This window comes from Methylococcales bacterium (assembly GCA_030949405.1).
In the GTDB taxonomy this organism is placed as follows: domain Bacteria; phylum Pseudomonadota; class Gammaproteobacteria; order Methylococcales; family Methylomonadaceae; genus WTBX01.
The window spans coordinates 901,801-915,875 of sequence record JAUZSN010000002.1; the positions used below are offsets into that span (position 1 = coordinate 901,801).

The window sequence follows — 14,075 nt, forward strand, 5'->3', positions numbered from 1 at the left end:
TTGGGGATTTAAAACTGTCCCGCCTTAAGTTGGTAGCCTAAATCTTTTACACCTTCTTTTTTATTTCTAAACTTGTCAACTAGGCATCTATATCTTTTCATTCCACCGATTACATGCTCAACAATGACTCTTTCACGACTCATATCTTTGTTTTCTTTTTTTTTATTTTCTGTTAATGTTGGGTTTGGATTATGCTTAGATTTATTTGGTTTTTTATGAGGAATATTTACCGAATTAGTTTTATATTCATTATTAAACCCCAAATAACCTAAATCAATAAATATATTAAAATTACTAAACCAATTTAATTCTGGATTAAATTCTTTTTTAAACATTCCATAATCATGATTTTTACCTGGAAAACTAACCCCAATATATAAAATTAAATGACCTAAAGAAGCTATAGTGGTATTTTTAATTGTATGCTGTTTTTTTTACCACTGTAAAATTCATTTTGTTCTTCATAGTCACTAGGGCGTTGTACAGCACGCTCTGTAGCATCTATTATCAATGTTTGAACTCCGCCAAAAGCCTGCTGCATTTCTTCAGGGGTTGAAAAACTTGTTGCAGGTAAAACATTAAATATATCTAACGTCTTTATTAAAATTGGAAATAATTTGTATACATGAGTATGGGCGCATGATTTATTCATATTAAAAGAAAACCCTAAGTGATCGAAAGTAGAATAGCACTTCATATAATTTAATATAAATAATAATTTGTCTGCGGGTGTTTTTAATGTGCTATCTAAACCACTACCGTATTTTCTTTCTTTATTTTCATGTTTTTCTTTTTGATCTTCAATAAGGGTCTTTTCAAATAGAGATAATAGTAAAATAAAATGTTCTGTTTTTAATCCTGTTAAAGCTCTTAACTGTCTATCATCATAAATTCTTGGTAAAATTTCTTTTATTTTCATGTTATACTTTGATTTTTATTTTTTATAGAAATTTATTATAAAGCTTATTTATTATTTTTAATAATTTAATTTAAAGTTTATTTATTAGGCTGTATCAACTGATTGTGAATGTTATCAATTATATATAAGCAATTGATTTTAATATATTTTATTTAGAAGAACAAGTCTATTAAAGCCATATTTACTACAAATCAAAAGCAACCTGTCTTTGGTGGTGAACAATTTTTAGACCTTTTTAATGAAGAGTCTCAGTCATTCTTTGAGCAAAAAATAATATTAACGAGCAATAATGATAATTCAGCCAATAAGCCGATTATTATTGAAGGGACACAGAATGAATCTAACAGCAGTAGTCCTGTTATTAATGCGTTGGTTATTGACGCAAGCACTTTACCTGCAAATAGTTTATTACAATTAAAACAAATTGATTTTGCAGCGATAACAGGGGAGGTTTCAATTGAAGCGGGTGATGAAGATAATACTTTAATCATTGGTGAAACTCAAACTGAACAACGAGTATTTGGAAACGGCGGTGATGATCTATTTTATGTGGGTAAAGGGGCGCATTTATTACATGGCGGCTTAAATACAGATTTAATCAACTTTGAAGGTAATAAAAGTGATTATACAATCAAACAAGATTTTGCAAAAATAACGATTACCTCTATTACAGACTCTAACGATGTTGTCACCTTAGTAAATGCTGAAAACTTACAATTTGCTGATGAGGCTATAATCATCAATTATGAACATAGCCTAGAAATAAGTGCAATTTCAGGAACTTATTCTCAAATGTTTGGACGACAAGCTGATATGAATGGTGAACAATATTGGGCTGACTCCATTATTAATAAAGGCTTAACATTAGGTGGCATGGCACTATTTTTTATGAACTCGGAAGAACAACAACAAAAAATTGGTTTTGATATAACTGAAGCTGATATTCCAACGCAAGTTGAGCAATTTTATAAAAGTTTTTTAGGACGACCTTCTAATCCAGTAGGCAAAGATTTTTGGGTTAATCATTTAGAAAATAAAACATTAACGCTTGAGGATTTAGCAACTCAAATTATTTCATCTCCTGAAATGAAATCTCATTATGCATCGACATCAGAATGGGATTTTGCAATATAATGGTTAATTTGTAGAGATGCAGAATATTGCATCTCTATCATTTTACTTAAGGTTATAATTCATCTATTTGATTTATTGATAAATCGGTTGCTAACATAATGATTTCGATAGCAACCCCCACCTCTTTTAGTCGTTTTGCCGTTGATAAATTATTTTTTGCCATGCCTCGTTCCTCTCCAATTTCTATCCCTTTCTCCATCCCTTCCATTTTTCCTAATACATAAGTTGACTGATACAAACTTGCTTCATGATGCAACTGCTTTTGGTGTTGTTCATATTGAAAACGTTCTTTTTCATCCATTTTAAGCACATCCAAGGTTTGTTGTGCTTGTTTAAGCCCTTTGGCGTGAAAATTATCACTAATTTTTTCATTTTTAAGAAAATAAATCCATTCATCTAAACTATTTTTGGCAATGTCATTAAAATTACGCAGTTCAATTAAATAATATTCAGGATAAATATCGCTAACCGTATTAACGGTATAAAGTCTTTTCTGTTCATCGCTTAATTGGAGTTCATGGTGATTGTGTAAACCTATAAATTTTGTTTTACCATGATAAATATAATCATCCCCTTTACCAAAATCAAAATAGAGAATATTAATAGAAATTACTTTGCTGACATTGGCATAAGCATCGCCTTCTAACATATGTTCATTAATGGTTTTGGAGGTGGCAAACAGAATGCGCTGTAAATAATCTAATTCCCGTGAATATTGAATTTCTACAATAATAATTTGTTGATGGCTATCAATGACTTTAATATCAACGCGGTTAGTTTTATTGTCTTTAAATTCTTGATTACCTTCACTTTCTAAGACTTCTAAAATTGTAATATCAGTGAATAATAGTTCACTTAAAAAACCTTCCAAAATTCCAAAATTAGCTTTGCTTCTGAGTATTTTTTTAATTGCCCAATCAAAGCTGATGAGTTTTCTTGCCATTGTTTTTTCCTAGTGATTATTGTTTGAAATTATAACAAGAATAGCAAGGAGTTTGTAGAATACGGGAACCCCTACGTTAACTTTATTTGTAAACTACCCTATAGTTATGAATAGGATAAAACACCATACCGAAATCCCGTATTTCGCTTCGCTCCATACGGGCTACGAATCTATTATGAAAAAAGACTTTTAAAATTAGTTAATATAGGGTCTATGATTTGAACTATATTATATTTTAAAAAGAAAGGGTCAAGTCTTGCATTTTGCATACTTGAAATAAGAAAAAGTGAAATAAGGGGGCAGACACAATGCCAGTAACTTAAGCTAACCCATTAATATTTATATTCTTTTTAATTAAAATGAAAGGTTTTGTAGTTATTTTAAACAGTTTTCAGAAGGTTAAAGACTCCTAAAATCCCATTTTTCTAATTTCAAGGTTACAATAGTTCGGACAGTTTTTGTAACGCATTGATTTAAAAAAGAATTTACCAACACATCTCGTAAATATAAAACCCTTTAAAATCAATTGCTTATAGAATTAAGACCGCTATCTTTTTTAAAACTGTCCGAAGTGTTGATATAACAAGCCTCCATAAACGCTGTTTTACCAATATTATTTTTCCCGCCAATCAAATTAACGCGCTTAAACCCCTTAGCCTTAAAATCACCAAAACATTTAAACTGCTTAACCTCTATATTCGTTAAAAAATGCTCACTCATACCAAACCCTCATCCGCTAAAATTAGCCTTAAATTTTGAAAATAATCAAAAATCATTGATAATCACAATTTTCTCTCATCATAAAAACAAAAACATGGATACAAAAGACCCTGTTGAGGTTTATAAAAAATTACTCAAAAGTATGCCCTCTATTGGGTTTATCAATCGTAATAAACGCATTCGAGCCTATATCAAAGTCACTAACTTAGCGCAAAAAATGATGACGGATAATGAAATAACCGAGGATGAGGCCTTGTTTATTTTGTCGCTGCTGGCAAAGAAATCAAATACCTTTAGAAAAGCCTCAACTATGACCGCTCTTAGCCTTAACACCTTACCGATCGGCACCGTAAAACCCGTAGGTTTCAAATACGCCAATGCCATGCGTTGCAATTTAAACTTACACCCCGCAGATGAAGTCGAAACAACCGACGATTAAAAACGTCTACTTTCAACGATCCGATACCCACAAATAACCGCTGTCAATAATAAGGCCCACGCTAAAGGATAAAAATATAACTCCTTCCGAGGTCTAAAATATTGCTTATCTTTTTCCACAGGCTCTAACGCGTCCAAAATTTGATAAATTTGCCCTAACTCTTCGGTATTTCGCGCCCGAAAATAACGCCCACCCGTTTTTTCTGCAATCGCTTTTAACGTCTTTTCATCCAAATCTTTTGATGGATTTACTTTGCGAGAGCCAAACAAACTACGGATTAACATTTCATCCGCACCGACCCCAATTGTATAAATTTTTAAGTCTTCATTGGCGGCAAGTTCTGCCGCTTTTAAAGGACTTACCTCCCCTGCGGTATTCGCACCATCGGTTAATAAAATTAATACTCGGCTATTAATAGCTTCCTTCGTCAAGCGTTTAACCGCCAACCCAATTGCGTCCCCAATCGAGGTTGCAGGCTCATCATCCGTGATTCCAATAAATGATTCATTGAGTAATTTAATCACCGTCTCACGATCAAAGGTCAAGGGAGTTTGAAGATAAGCATGAGTACCAAATAAAATCAAGCCAATTCTATCGCCAATACGTCGACGAATAAAATCAGTGGCCACCACTTTGGTCGCTAACAAACGATTCACAGGCTTATCATTCAGCAAAAAATCCTGCTCATCCATACTGCCTGATAAATCGACAGCGAGCATTAAATCCCGCCCACTCATCGCTTGCTCAATCGGCTCACCTAACCATTGCGGCCTCGCTGAGGCAATAACCAACAAAAGCCACGCAATCATTGCCAGCCATAAGGCCCACTTATTCGGCTGACTGACCACGTTTGCTCCTTCTGTGGAAAAATCATCCAAAAAAGGCACTTTCAGGGCCGCTTGTTCACTGTGAACCTCAGCAGGTAATAAAATTCTAAGCAGATAAGGCAACGGGAGTATTAAAAATATCCACGGCCAGAAAAAATGAATCATAATTTTTGAGCCTTTAGCCAACGTTCTGTCATGGCAATTAAGCCCTCCATATCAAAATCATCCGATTGCTTTTGAAATCGGCCTGAAATTAAAATTTGTCCTGAGCCTTCGCTGAAGGCGTTTTCTTTCCACAAGCTATCCAGATATGACAACCAAGCCTTCCCTGTCAAACCAGCGCAATCTGAGCGCGAATTAAGGCTAATTGCGACGCGACGCAACAAGGCGGAAACAATTTCTAATTTTTCACGTTTTGTTTGTGAATCATCGACTTTTAAATTTTTCAATAATTTTCGAGCCGCTTTAATCGCTGTTTTGCGCGTAATGCGTTTAAACAACCAGTAGCCAGAAAAGCAAAGCAGCGGAATTAAAATCAACAACATCCACCAGCCGATAGCAAAAGACGCGTTGCTAAGAGCTTCGGGAAGATGGATGTCACGCAAAGCAAGTTCAGTTTCAGCCATTATCGTAAACACTCCAGTGGATCTGCGGTGGTATCGCATTGAATTAATAACAACCCCAATTTTTTAGCCAACGCTTCCAATTTTTGATAATGAATTTCAAAACGCTGCTGATAACTGGATAATTTTTGCGTGTCGCTACTGTCGATCACCACATCGCGCTGATGATCCGTGAAGCGATAACGACCTTGCTCAGGTAAGGCTTTTTCCAATGGATCATAAATAAAAATCAAGACCACCTGACAATGCCGTGCTAATTTCGTCATATACGCCTCTGTGTTCGCGCTCATGCCTCGAAAATCACTCACGAGGTAGATCAGGCTGCCTGGTTTGATATGATGCTGTAGGCGCGATAATACGCGCTCAAATGAAAATTCATGCGCAGGGGTTGTTGCAGGATTCACCAGCGTGTTTAAAAATCGCAATACGCCGTGTTTTCCATTTTGCGGTTTAATTTCCTGACAATAATTATCCGAAAACAACTGCCCACCCACACGATCCCCGTGATTCTTTGCCGCCCATGCAATTAATCCTGCCAACTTTGCGGCTTGAACGGATTTAAAAACGCCTCGTGTTGCAAAGTGCATTGTCTTTCGGTTATCGACAGAAATAAACACAGGACGCTCTCGTTCTTCACGAAAAATTTTAGTATGCGGTTTATCGGTGCGTGCGGTGACTTTCCAGTCAATGCTCCGAATATCATCTCCTGACTGATAGGGACGCACCTCTTCAAACTCCATTCCACGCCCTTTGAACGGGGATAAATAACCCCCACTTTGCAGAGAACGAATCCGACGATGACGTAAATTAATCGCTTTTGAAAACGGGGCTAAACCAACCAAAGTGGATAATTTTACCGACACCAGGTCAGAGTTATCCACAGCCCCCCCCCAGTTATCCACAATGTTATCCACAGGCAGATTTCGGTTTATTTTCTTAAAAAACATCTACGGAACAGCAATTCTAGCAATTAATTGCTCAATGAAATAATCACTGGTAATGCCTTCTGCCTCGGCTTCATAGGACAAAATAATGCGATGACGTAACACATCAAACGCCAAGGCTTGAATATCTTCAGGCGTTACAAAATCACGTCCCGCAAGCCATGCTCTAGCACGCGAACAACGATCCAACGCAATACTTGCCCGTGGACTGGCCCCGTACTGCAACCAACCCGCTAAATCTTGACCGTAAACTTTAGGCTCACGGGTGGCTAAAATAATTTGTAATAAATAATCTTCCAAACTATCCGCCAAATGGACATTCAACACTTGAGCGCGGGCTTCAAACAATGTTTCTTGAGACACCCGATCCACGATAGGACTATCGGCTTTTAATTCTTTTTTCGCCTCTTCTCGCGCTAAATGCAAAATAGATTTTTCATGTTCGGCATGAGGGTAATCAATTTTCACATGCAGCAAAAAACGATCAAGCTGGGCTTCGGGTAATGGGTAAGTGCCTTCTTGCTCAATAGGATTTTGAGTGGCCATCACCATGAACAAGGGGGTCAGAGGGTACGTATAGGCCCCAACCGTAATTTGTCGCTCCCCCATTGCCTCCAGCAAGGCCGCTTGAACTTTAGCAGGCGAGCGATTAATTTCATCGGCAAGAATAATATTATGAAACAAAGGCCCTTTTTGAAATTCAAAGGCACTTTGTTGGGGTCGATAAATTTCTGTACCAGTCAAATCAGCAGGCAGTAAATCGGGCGTAAATTGAACACGGTGAAAGTCAGCTTCAATTCCACGGCTTAAAACATTCACCGCTCGAGTCTTAGCCAATCCAGGCGCACCTTCAACCAAAAGATGGCCATCAGCCAATAACGTAATCAACATTCGCTCAACCAAAACCTCTTGGCCAATGATTTGTTGGTTAATATGATTTTGAAGCTCTTGTAGAGAAAAAAGGGATTTATTCTTAGCAGGCATGAGTGAAAAGCTCTCCTTGAGGTTGCGATTATCGAATATTTTAGGTAAATTGCAATAAATATTGTACAAGAAGTGCCGTAAAATTTGCAATATAGCCTGTGGATAACCCTGTGGATAACCCTGTGGATAACCTGTGGGTAAGTTATTCGGAAAAAGTTATCCACAATTTGTCAACAGGTTATCCACAGGGTTATCCACAGGATAAGCTAATGATTTTAAAAAGGAATATTGAGTTATCCACAGAAAATGCGTCCCTTAATAATAATAATATATATTATTATCTATTATTGATTTCTTAGGAATTTTGAATGAAAAGTAAAAAAAATAAAATTGTCTTGATTACAGGATGTTCTTCTGGTATAGGCTATAGAACCGCCCATGTCTTAAAAAATACAGGTCATCGAGTGATTGCCTCAGCACGAAAAAAATCCGATGTTTTGAAATTAGAAGCGGAAGGATTTGAAACCTTGCAATTGGATTTGAATAATAGCGAAAGTATTCAACACGCCGTGACGTTGTTAATTAAATTAACCGATGGAAAACTGGATGCTTTATTCAACAATGCGGCTTATGGTCAACCTGGTGCCGTAGAAGATTTAAGTCGAGATGTTTTAATTCAGCAATTCCAAACTAATTTTTTTGGAACCCATGAATTAACTAACCTTATTTTACCGATAATGCGTCAACAAGGTTATGGTCGGATTATTTATAACAGTTCTATTTTAGGCTTGGTGGCTTTAAAATACAGAGGGGCTTACAATGCAAGTAAATATGCAATAGAAGGTCTAGCGGATACATTAAGGTTAGAATTAAGGGAAACAAAAATTTATATTTCGTTAATAGAACCAGGGCCAATCCAAAGTAACTTTAGAAAAAATTCTTTTTTAATGTATCAAACGAATATTAATTCTAAGATTAGTTTTCATAAAGAGGCTTATTTAGAAATAGAAAAACGATTAAAAAAAGAAGGGGATGCGGTTCCTTTTACATTACCCGCTGATGCGGTTGCTAAAAAAGTTCTACATGCTTTAGAATCAACAAAACCGAAAGCTCGTTACTATGTAACTTTTCCAACGTATTTATTTGGTTATTTAAAACGTATTTTACCGACAACATGGTTAGATTATTTACTTATAAAAATTTAATTTAACTAACCGATTAATCCATTAATTTTATCTATTTATTATGAAACTAATTCTTTTTATTAGACTTGTTCTTTAAGAAGAAGTTAATATATCATGTTAAAATTCCATAGGATAGCCGCTAAAAAAGAAAATAAATCTTTTACACCTTCTTTTTTATTTCTAAACTTGTCAACTAGGCATCTATATCTTTTCATTCCACCGATTACATGCTCAACAATGACTCTTTCACGACTCATCTCTTTGTTTTATTTTTTTTGATTTTCTGTTAATGTTGGGTTTGGATTATGCTTAGATTTATTTGGTTTTTTATGAGGAATATTTACCGAATTAGTTTTATATTCATTATTAAACCCCAAATAACCTAAATCAATAAATATATTAAAATTACTAAACCAATTTAATTCTGGATTAAATTCTTTTTTAAACATTCCATAATCATGATTTTTACCTGGAAAATTAACCCCAATATATAAAATTAAATGACCTAAAGAAGCTATAGTGGTATTTTTAATTGTATGCTGTTTTTTTTACCACTGTAAAATTCATTTTGTTCTTCATAGTCACTAGGGCGTTGTACAGCACGCTCTGTAGCATCTATTATCAATGTTTGAACTCCGCCAAAAGCCTGCTGCATTTCTTCAGGGGTTGAAAAACTTGTTGCAGGTAAAACATTAAATATATCTAACGTCTTTATTAAAATTGGAAATAATTTGTATACATGAGTATGGGCGCATGATTTATTCATATTAAAAGAAAACCCTAAGTGATCGAAAGTAGAATAGCACTTCATATAATTTAATATAAATAATAATTTGTCTGCGGGTGTTTTTAATGTGCTATCTAAACCACTACCGTATTTTCTTTCTTTATTTTCATGTTTTTCTTTTTGATCTTCAATAAGGGTCTTTTCAAATAGAGATAATAGTAAAATAAAATGTTCTGTTTTTAATCCTGTTAAAGCTCTTAACTGTCTATCATCATAAATTCTTGGTAAAATTTCTTTTATTTTCATGTTATACTTTGATTTTTATTTTTTATAGAAATTTATTATAAAGCTTATTTATTATTTTTAATAATTTAATTTAAAGTTTATTTATTAGGCTGTATCAACTGATTGTGAATGTTATCAAGTATATATAAGCAATTGATTTTAATATATTTTATTTAGAAGAACAAGTCTATTATTGCTTTATTGACCTTAACCGCCTGCTCATCAACAGGGAATTCTTTTTCAGGAATTCAAGCCATTGCTCCGAAAGTTAATTTAGACAAGGTTCAATTGGTTAAAATGGGAATTACTAAACAAGTTTATCGCTTACGTTTATTAATAAAAAACCCCAATTCTTTTCCTTTGCCGATACAGAATTTAAACTATCAACTTTTTATCAATGATCAAGAATTTGCTAAGGGAACAAGTAATGATGCAGTAACCATTCCAGCAGGGGGAGAAGGGTTTTTAGAAACGGATGTTAGTAGTAATTTGGCAGACGTTATTGATGGCTGGGGACAATGGTTTTCACTGGCCAAGCGTACATTAGATTATAAAATTACAGGCGATATTGGAGTGACTAGCTTTGCAATTCCTTTTCCGTTTCAGTACGCTGATAAGGTGGATTTAAAGCTAACAAAGTAAGCATGATAAAGATCACATTTTTATGTCAGAATCATTAAATTTCTAGCCTAATTTTCAGTTTAAAACGTAAGTATTGTTATAAATCGATACTTTTATATTTATTTTATTTTTATTTTTTTACTTACAGTTTATAATGAAAATATAATTTACTTTTCTTACGCTTTTACTTACATTTTTATTGCGTTAAGTATAATGATTTAGTTGTTAAAAAACAAACTTTATGATGAGTATAGGAGTATAAAATCTCTATTTTATACACTGAAAAGTTACCCAAAATTTTATTTGTGGTATTTAATTTAACAACTATTAATCTAGTTATTTATTCAATAATAAAAATGGTATTATCAAAACAGGCGAGCATTTCACGTATTTTAATTGCTGATGATATGGCAACCAATAGAGCAATGCTGGCCTTTGCATTTCGATCGCCCGATTTTGAAATTGTTCAAGCGGGGACGGGTGAAGAGGTTCTTGAATTGGTTAAGGTGCAACCGTTTGATTGTTTGTTACTGGGCTACCAATTTAAGACGGGACATCCAGCAATTTCAAAGGGTTAGAAAACACACGCTTTCGACTATTTCTAGGAAGCGGTAACTCGCCCATTTCATTCAGTAGCCATGAAAACAAGTCTGGAAACTCGGTATCAAATAAACGCATGGCGGCGGTTGTGCCATCCTCACGTTTGATTCCGTAGTTATGAATGACCGTCAACGCGTTTAATCGCTTTTTATTCAAACCTCGCCCATTGCGATACATTTGCGATAAACAGCCATTTCGCCCTTCCACCGCAGATGAACTGCGTTGAAACTGCCTTGCCATATGCTCCGCCAATGTTAGCCATCGCTGCATTTCACTGATTGATAACTTTGCACTAAATGGGTCTGATTTGAGCTTATCAGACGCGGTTTCCCAAGCTTTTCGATAGTTTTCCTTTGACCTGCGGCTTTTAGTTTGTTCCATTTTCTGATGCCAATAAACAACGGGTAATAATGTTGTGGTCAACCAATATTCGGTATCCGCATCAAGCCCCAAATTTTGCAAGGTTTCGCGTACCCAAAGCCACCAAAAACTGATGGATACCGCTAACGGTTTTATTTGATTACGAAACTTTTTCATCACGCCTTTATGATCGTTAATCCCTTGTTTTTCCGCTATTTTTTCAAAGGCTCGCGCTCTTAACTCTAGCAACTTCTCAACCTGTTCCGCATCGTTTCTACGACTATCATTGAGTGAAAAAGGATGAACTTCATCCGCAATCCCTTGTAAGTTTTCGTGATAATCTGTTTGTATTTTTTTGGCTTCTTCAAGCTCTTTTTCAGCCGTTATCCGTGTTGTTTTAAGTCCAATAATTTTCTGCATCGTTGCCGTTTTAGAAACAGTAGACTCTGCGGTTTGCGCTGCTTGCCGCTGTTTTTCAGCCCTTGCTGCACGCCTGCCGATTTTCGCGCCTAACCAGCGACTCATATCTTGTTGAGCATGAAAAATATCTGCCCCCGATTCGCACTTAAACCCCGTCACTGCCATTTTTATCAACGCCTTAGCGCGATCACTAATCGCATGATTAACCTCAATGCCTAATGATTCTAATCGTGGCGAAACCTTTTTATACCAAGTATCGTAGCACCTATCATCGCTAATATCTTCCAACAAAAGATAGCCAGAACGTAAGTCCATTAAAACTAAAATCATAAAGTTGCCGAAAAAAGTCTCATCCAGCCCAGCAACAACTTTACGTGTTTGTTTTTTCACACTTTTTCGCATTCTTGCTGAAACTGCGGCAATAAGACTTCCATTTTATTGATTTGAGTCCGTAGTGCGTCGGGTGATACGCCCACATGGGTGTCAATCCGTATCATTTTAAAAAACAGCGATAAAGTCTCTGCACCTACGCCTGCCTTTAATCCAAAGACATACAAGGCGGAAAACACCATTAATCTTTGCCAAGAACTACCTGCCTCGGTTTCCCATAATGATGATTCAGGATGTCGATTTCGCTTTGTTTGCGCTTGACGATGACGATGCACACTGCTTTTTGAGCGACCAACAATTGAAGCTAAGTTACGAACAGTTTGCTTGCCTGTTGTTGTAATTTCAGCGATAATTGCGTGACTAGCTGCGCGTATTTTCTGTGTTGTTCTGTTTTTTTAGTCATTAACCTATGATACAAGAATATCGCAGTTAGTTCTTTATTTTGTCCCGTCTTAAGTTGGTAGCCTGTTACTGGACCAGTTAATGCCAGGCTTGACGGGTTATCAAACATTAATTAAATTACGAGAAGATTTTTCTCAGATTGAACTTCCAATTATTATTATTACGGCATTATATGATGCTGAAAACATTACGATTGCATTGCAAAATGGAGCAAATGATTATGTAACAAAACCTGTTGATCCTAATGTTATTTTAGCACGGGTTCAATTACAATTAGACCGACGAAAGCTTGAACGTGAGCTGCAATTGGCTAAAGAAAAAGCTGAAAAAACCAATCAAGATAAATCAATTTTTATTTCATCCATGAGCCATGAATTAAAAACGCCCTTAAATTCTATTTTAGGGTTTTCTCAGTTATTGGAAATGGATTTTCAAGGTAATCAAAGCGTTTTAGACTCCGTTAATCAAATTGTTCATTCTAGCCATCATTTATTAAATATCATTAATAAATTACAGATACTTTCACAAATTGAATCGGGTAAAGTGGAAACGGTGATTGACCATTTTTCAGTCACAGAAATGTTGGATGAAATAGTGGGTGATTGTACTGAGTTGGTCACTAAGAATAGCAATCATTTAGATGTTTCTTATTTGGCTAATGCAGGGGATATGCTTTCAGATAAAGCGGGTTTAACTCAAATACTCATTAATTTAATTACTAATGCGGCAAACTTTACAGATCATGGTGTAATTAATATTAGTGTTGATACTTTTGATAATGATCAATGGCTTATGTTTTCTATTAAAGATACGGGTATTGGGATTTCGGAAGCAAATCAACAGAAACTTTTTAGTGATTTTTTTCAAATTCAAAAGTCACAGCATCTTAATCCGCAGGGGACAGGTTTGGGTTTAAGTATTTCATTAAGGCTGGTTCAACTTCTGGGGGGGACATTGAGTGTAAAGAGTGTGTTAGATGAAGGGGCTGAGTTTATCGTGAAATTACCTCGATTTGCCCCTGAATTAATGGGAAGTTAATTAAATATGGAGGATAGGTTAATAGTCTCCATATTTAGTTTTATTGCTAAGTTTTATTTTTTAATGGTCTAAATCAACCCCCCGTAATTTCATATAGTCGTGATATTTTTTATCGACCCCTCGAATGTGTGTTTTTAACCATCCTAGCCTCGCATTAGAAACTTTAGTGGCTAAAAAAATAGCCATACCATTATGTGATTTAGCGTGTAATTCTTTGACCACCGTAACAAATTTCTGATGCAATTGTCGATGAGAGATTAACTCAGGGTACTTTATTTGTTCCATCACTTTCTCTTCTTCATCAAAATGGTAGTGGGTATAATCCAGCAACTCATCAATAACACGAATAATTGCTTGATCTTCAGACCCATCTCGCATTAAAACATAAAGATCATTTAATATATCAAAAAGCTTTTGATGATGCCTATCCAGTACAGGGACACCGACAGTATAGTTTTGATTCCACGCACATATTTTCATTTCATCCATTTACATCACCATTAATTTAATTATTTTTTTAACGTTTACAGTTTATAGATATTTAATAAGTGTTTATGAGTTTGAAAAAATTTAGC

At 35.2% G+C, this 14,075-nt stretch carries 20 protein-coding genes; 6 read left to right on the forward strand and 14 right to left on the reverse strand.

The features are described 5' to 3' along the window. Positions 1–8: 8 nt before the first annotated feature. Together Q9M50_04765 and Q9M50_04770 are read right to left on the reverse strand one after the other, a co-directional pair. Positions 9–374: a transposase family protein gene (locus Q9M50_04765; protein ID MDQ7089940.1), complete on the reverse strand. Its 366-nt coding sequence runs from the start codon at positions 372–374 to the stop codon at positions 9–11. A 26-nt stretch (positions 375–400) separates the two neighbouring features. Further along, on the reverse strand, positions 401–919 hold the full coding sequence (locus Q9M50_04770) for a transposase family protein (GenBank protein ID MDQ7089941.1): 519 nt from the start codon (positions 917–919) through the stop codon (positions 401–403). A gap of 369 nt (positions 920–1,288) precedes the next feature. Here Q9M50_04770 and Q9M50_04775 point away from each other — a divergent pair, with 369 nt between their 5' ends. Beyond that, complete coding sequence (locus Q9M50_04775; protein ID MDQ7089942.1) at positions 1,289–2,053, forward strand: DUF4214 domain-containing protein; 765 nt, start codon at positions 1,289–1,291, stop codon at positions 2,051–2,053. A 52-nt stretch (positions 2,054–2,105) separates the two neighbouring features. Here Q9M50_04775 and Q9M50_04780 read toward each other — a convergent pair whose 3' ends face one another. Both Q9M50_04780 and Q9M50_04785 read right to left on the reverse strand, forming a co-directional pair. Beyond that, positions 2,106–2,996 carry an Rpn family recombination-promoting nuclease/putative transposase gene (locus Q9M50_04780; GenBank protein ID MDQ7089943.1) on the reverse strand — a complete coding sequence of 297 codons (891 nt, stop codon included), beginning with the start codon at positions 2,994–2,996 and terminating at the stop codon, positions 2,106–2,108. A 522-nt stretch (positions 2,997–3,518) separates the two neighbouring features. Continuing rightward, positions 3,519–3,716: a hypothetical protein gene (locus tag Q9M50_04785; GenBank protein ID MDQ7089944.1), complete on the reverse strand. Its 198-nt coding sequence runs from the start codon at positions 3,714–3,716 to the stop codon at positions 3,519–3,521. A gap of 94 nt (positions 3,717–3,810) precedes the next feature. Here Q9M50_04785 and Q9M50_04790 point away from each other — a divergent pair, with 94 nt between their 5' ends. Continuing rightward, positions 3,811–4,155 (forward strand): hypothetical protein, encoded by a 345-nt coding sequence (locus tag Q9M50_04790; GenBank protein ID MDQ7089945.1) that lies wholly within the window; start codon positions 3,811–3,813, stop codon positions 4,153–4,155. On the opposite strand, the gene Q9M50_04795 is transcribed toward Q9M50_04790, so the two are convergent. The 4 genes from Q9M50_04795 to Q9M50_04810 all read right to left on the reverse strand — a co-directional run bounded on the left by Q9M50_04795 (position 4,152) and on the right by Q9M50_04810 (position 7,533). Continuing rightward, a complete protein-coding gene (locus Q9M50_04795) occupies positions 4,152–5,147 on the reverse strand; it encodes a VWA domain-containing protein (protein ID MDQ7089946.1) in 996 nt (331 codons plus the stop codon). The two genes, Q9M50_04790 and Q9M50_04795, sit on opposite strands and share 4 nt — an antisense overlap. After that, positions 5,144–5,608 (reverse strand): DUF4381 domain-containing protein, encoded by a 465-nt coding sequence (locus Q9M50_04800; GenBank protein MDQ7089947.1) that lies wholly within the window; start codon positions 5,606–5,608, stop codon positions 5,144–5,146. Before Q9M50_04800 ends, Q9M50_04795 begins: the two co-directional genes overlap by 4 nt. Next, the gene (locus Q9M50_04805) at positions 5,608–6,486 is read right to left on the reverse strand and encodes a DUF58 domain-containing protein (protein ID MDQ7089948.1); all 879 of its coding nucleotides are present in this window, start codon (positions 6,484–6,486) and stop codon (positions 5,608–5,610) included. The genes Q9M50_04800 and Q9M50_04805 overlap by 1 nt, the downstream gene beginning before the upstream one ends. Positions 6,487–6,552: 66 nt before the next feature. Beyond that, complete coding sequence (locus Q9M50_04810) at positions 6,553–7,533, reverse strand: MoxR family ATPase (GenBank protein ID MDQ7089949.1); 981 nt, start codon at positions 7,531–7,533, stop codon at positions 6,553–6,555. A 308-nt stretch (positions 7,534–7,841) separates the two neighbouring features. Here Q9M50_04810 and Q9M50_04815 point away from each other — a divergent pair, with 308 nt between their 5' ends. Then, a complete protein-coding gene (locus Q9M50_04815) occupies positions 7,842–8,678 on the forward strand; it encodes an SDR family NAD(P)-dependent oxidoreductase (protein ID MDQ7089950.1) in 837 nt (278 codons plus the stop codon). Positions 8,679–8,761: 83 nt separating this feature from the next. Here Q9M50_04815 and Q9M50_04820 read toward each other — a convergent pair whose 3' ends face one another. From Q9M50_04820 to Q9M50_04830, 3 genes are all read right to left on the reverse strand, one after another. Further along, positions 8,762–8,914, reverse strand: a complete 153-nt coding sequence (locus Q9M50_04820; GenBank protein ID MDQ7089951.1) for a hypothetical protein — start codon at positions 8,912–8,914, stop codon at positions 8,762–8,764. A 9-nt stretch (positions 8,915–8,923) separates the two neighbouring features. After that, positions 8,924–9,106: a hypothetical protein gene (locus Q9M50_04825; protein ID MDQ7089952.1), complete on the reverse strand. Its 183-nt coding sequence runs from the start codon at positions 9,104–9,106 to the stop codon at positions 8,924–8,926. Between the two features lie 65 nt (positions 9,107–9,171). Beyond that, positions 9,172–9,690, reverse strand: coding sequence for a transposase family protein (locus Q9M50_04830; protein MDQ7089953.1), 519 nt, complete (start codon positions 9,688–9,690; stop codon positions 9,172–9,174). A gap of 180 nt (positions 9,691–9,870) precedes the next feature. On the opposite strand from Q9M50_04830, the gene Q9M50_04835 reads away from it, so the two are divergent. Together Q9M50_04835 and Q9M50_04840 are read left to right on the forward strand one after the other, a co-directional pair. After that, complete coding sequence (locus Q9M50_04835) at positions 9,871–10,311, forward strand: LEA type 2 family protein (GenBank protein MDQ7089954.1); 441 nt, start codon at positions 9,871–9,873, stop codon at positions 10,309–10,311. Between the two features lie 335 nt (positions 10,312–10,646). Continuing rightward, entirely contained in the window at positions 10,647–10,868 is a 222-nt protein-coding gene (locus Q9M50_04840) for a response regulator (GenBank protein MDQ7089955.1), read from the forward strand. On the opposite strand, the gene Q9M50_04845 is transcribed toward Q9M50_04840, so the two are convergent. Continuing rightward, the gene (locus Q9M50_04845) at positions 10,834–12,060 is read right to left on the reverse strand and encodes a DUF6399 domain-containing protein (GenBank protein ID MDQ7089956.1); all 1,227 of its coding nucleotides are present in this window, start codon (positions 12,058–12,060) and stop codon (positions 10,834–10,836) included. The two genes, Q9M50_04840 and Q9M50_04845, sit on opposite strands and share 35 nt — an antisense overlap. Then, on the reverse strand, positions 12,057–12,335 hold the full coding sequence (locus tag Q9M50_04850) for a hypothetical protein (GenBank protein ID MDQ7089957.1): 279 nt from the start codon (positions 12,333–12,335) through the stop codon (positions 12,057–12,059). Before Q9M50_04850 ends, Q9M50_04845 begins: the two co-directional genes overlap by 4 nt. Before the next feature lie 196 nt (positions 12,336–12,531). Between Q9M50_04850 and Q9M50_04855 the strand changes: the two genes are divergently transcribed. Then, positions 12,532–13,500: a HAMP domain-containing sensor histidine kinase gene (locus Q9M50_04855; protein MDQ7089958.1), complete on the forward strand. Its 969-nt coding sequence runs from the start codon at positions 12,532–12,534 to the stop codon at positions 13,498–13,500. A gap of 60 nt (positions 13,501–13,560) precedes the next feature. Here Q9M50_04855 and Q9M50_04860 read toward each other — a convergent pair whose 3' ends face one another. After that, entirely contained in the window at positions 13,561–13,989 is a 429-nt protein-coding gene (locus tag Q9M50_04860; protein MDQ7089959.1) for a bacteriohemerythrin, read from the reverse strand. Positions 13,990–14,075: the final 86 nt, after the last annotated feature.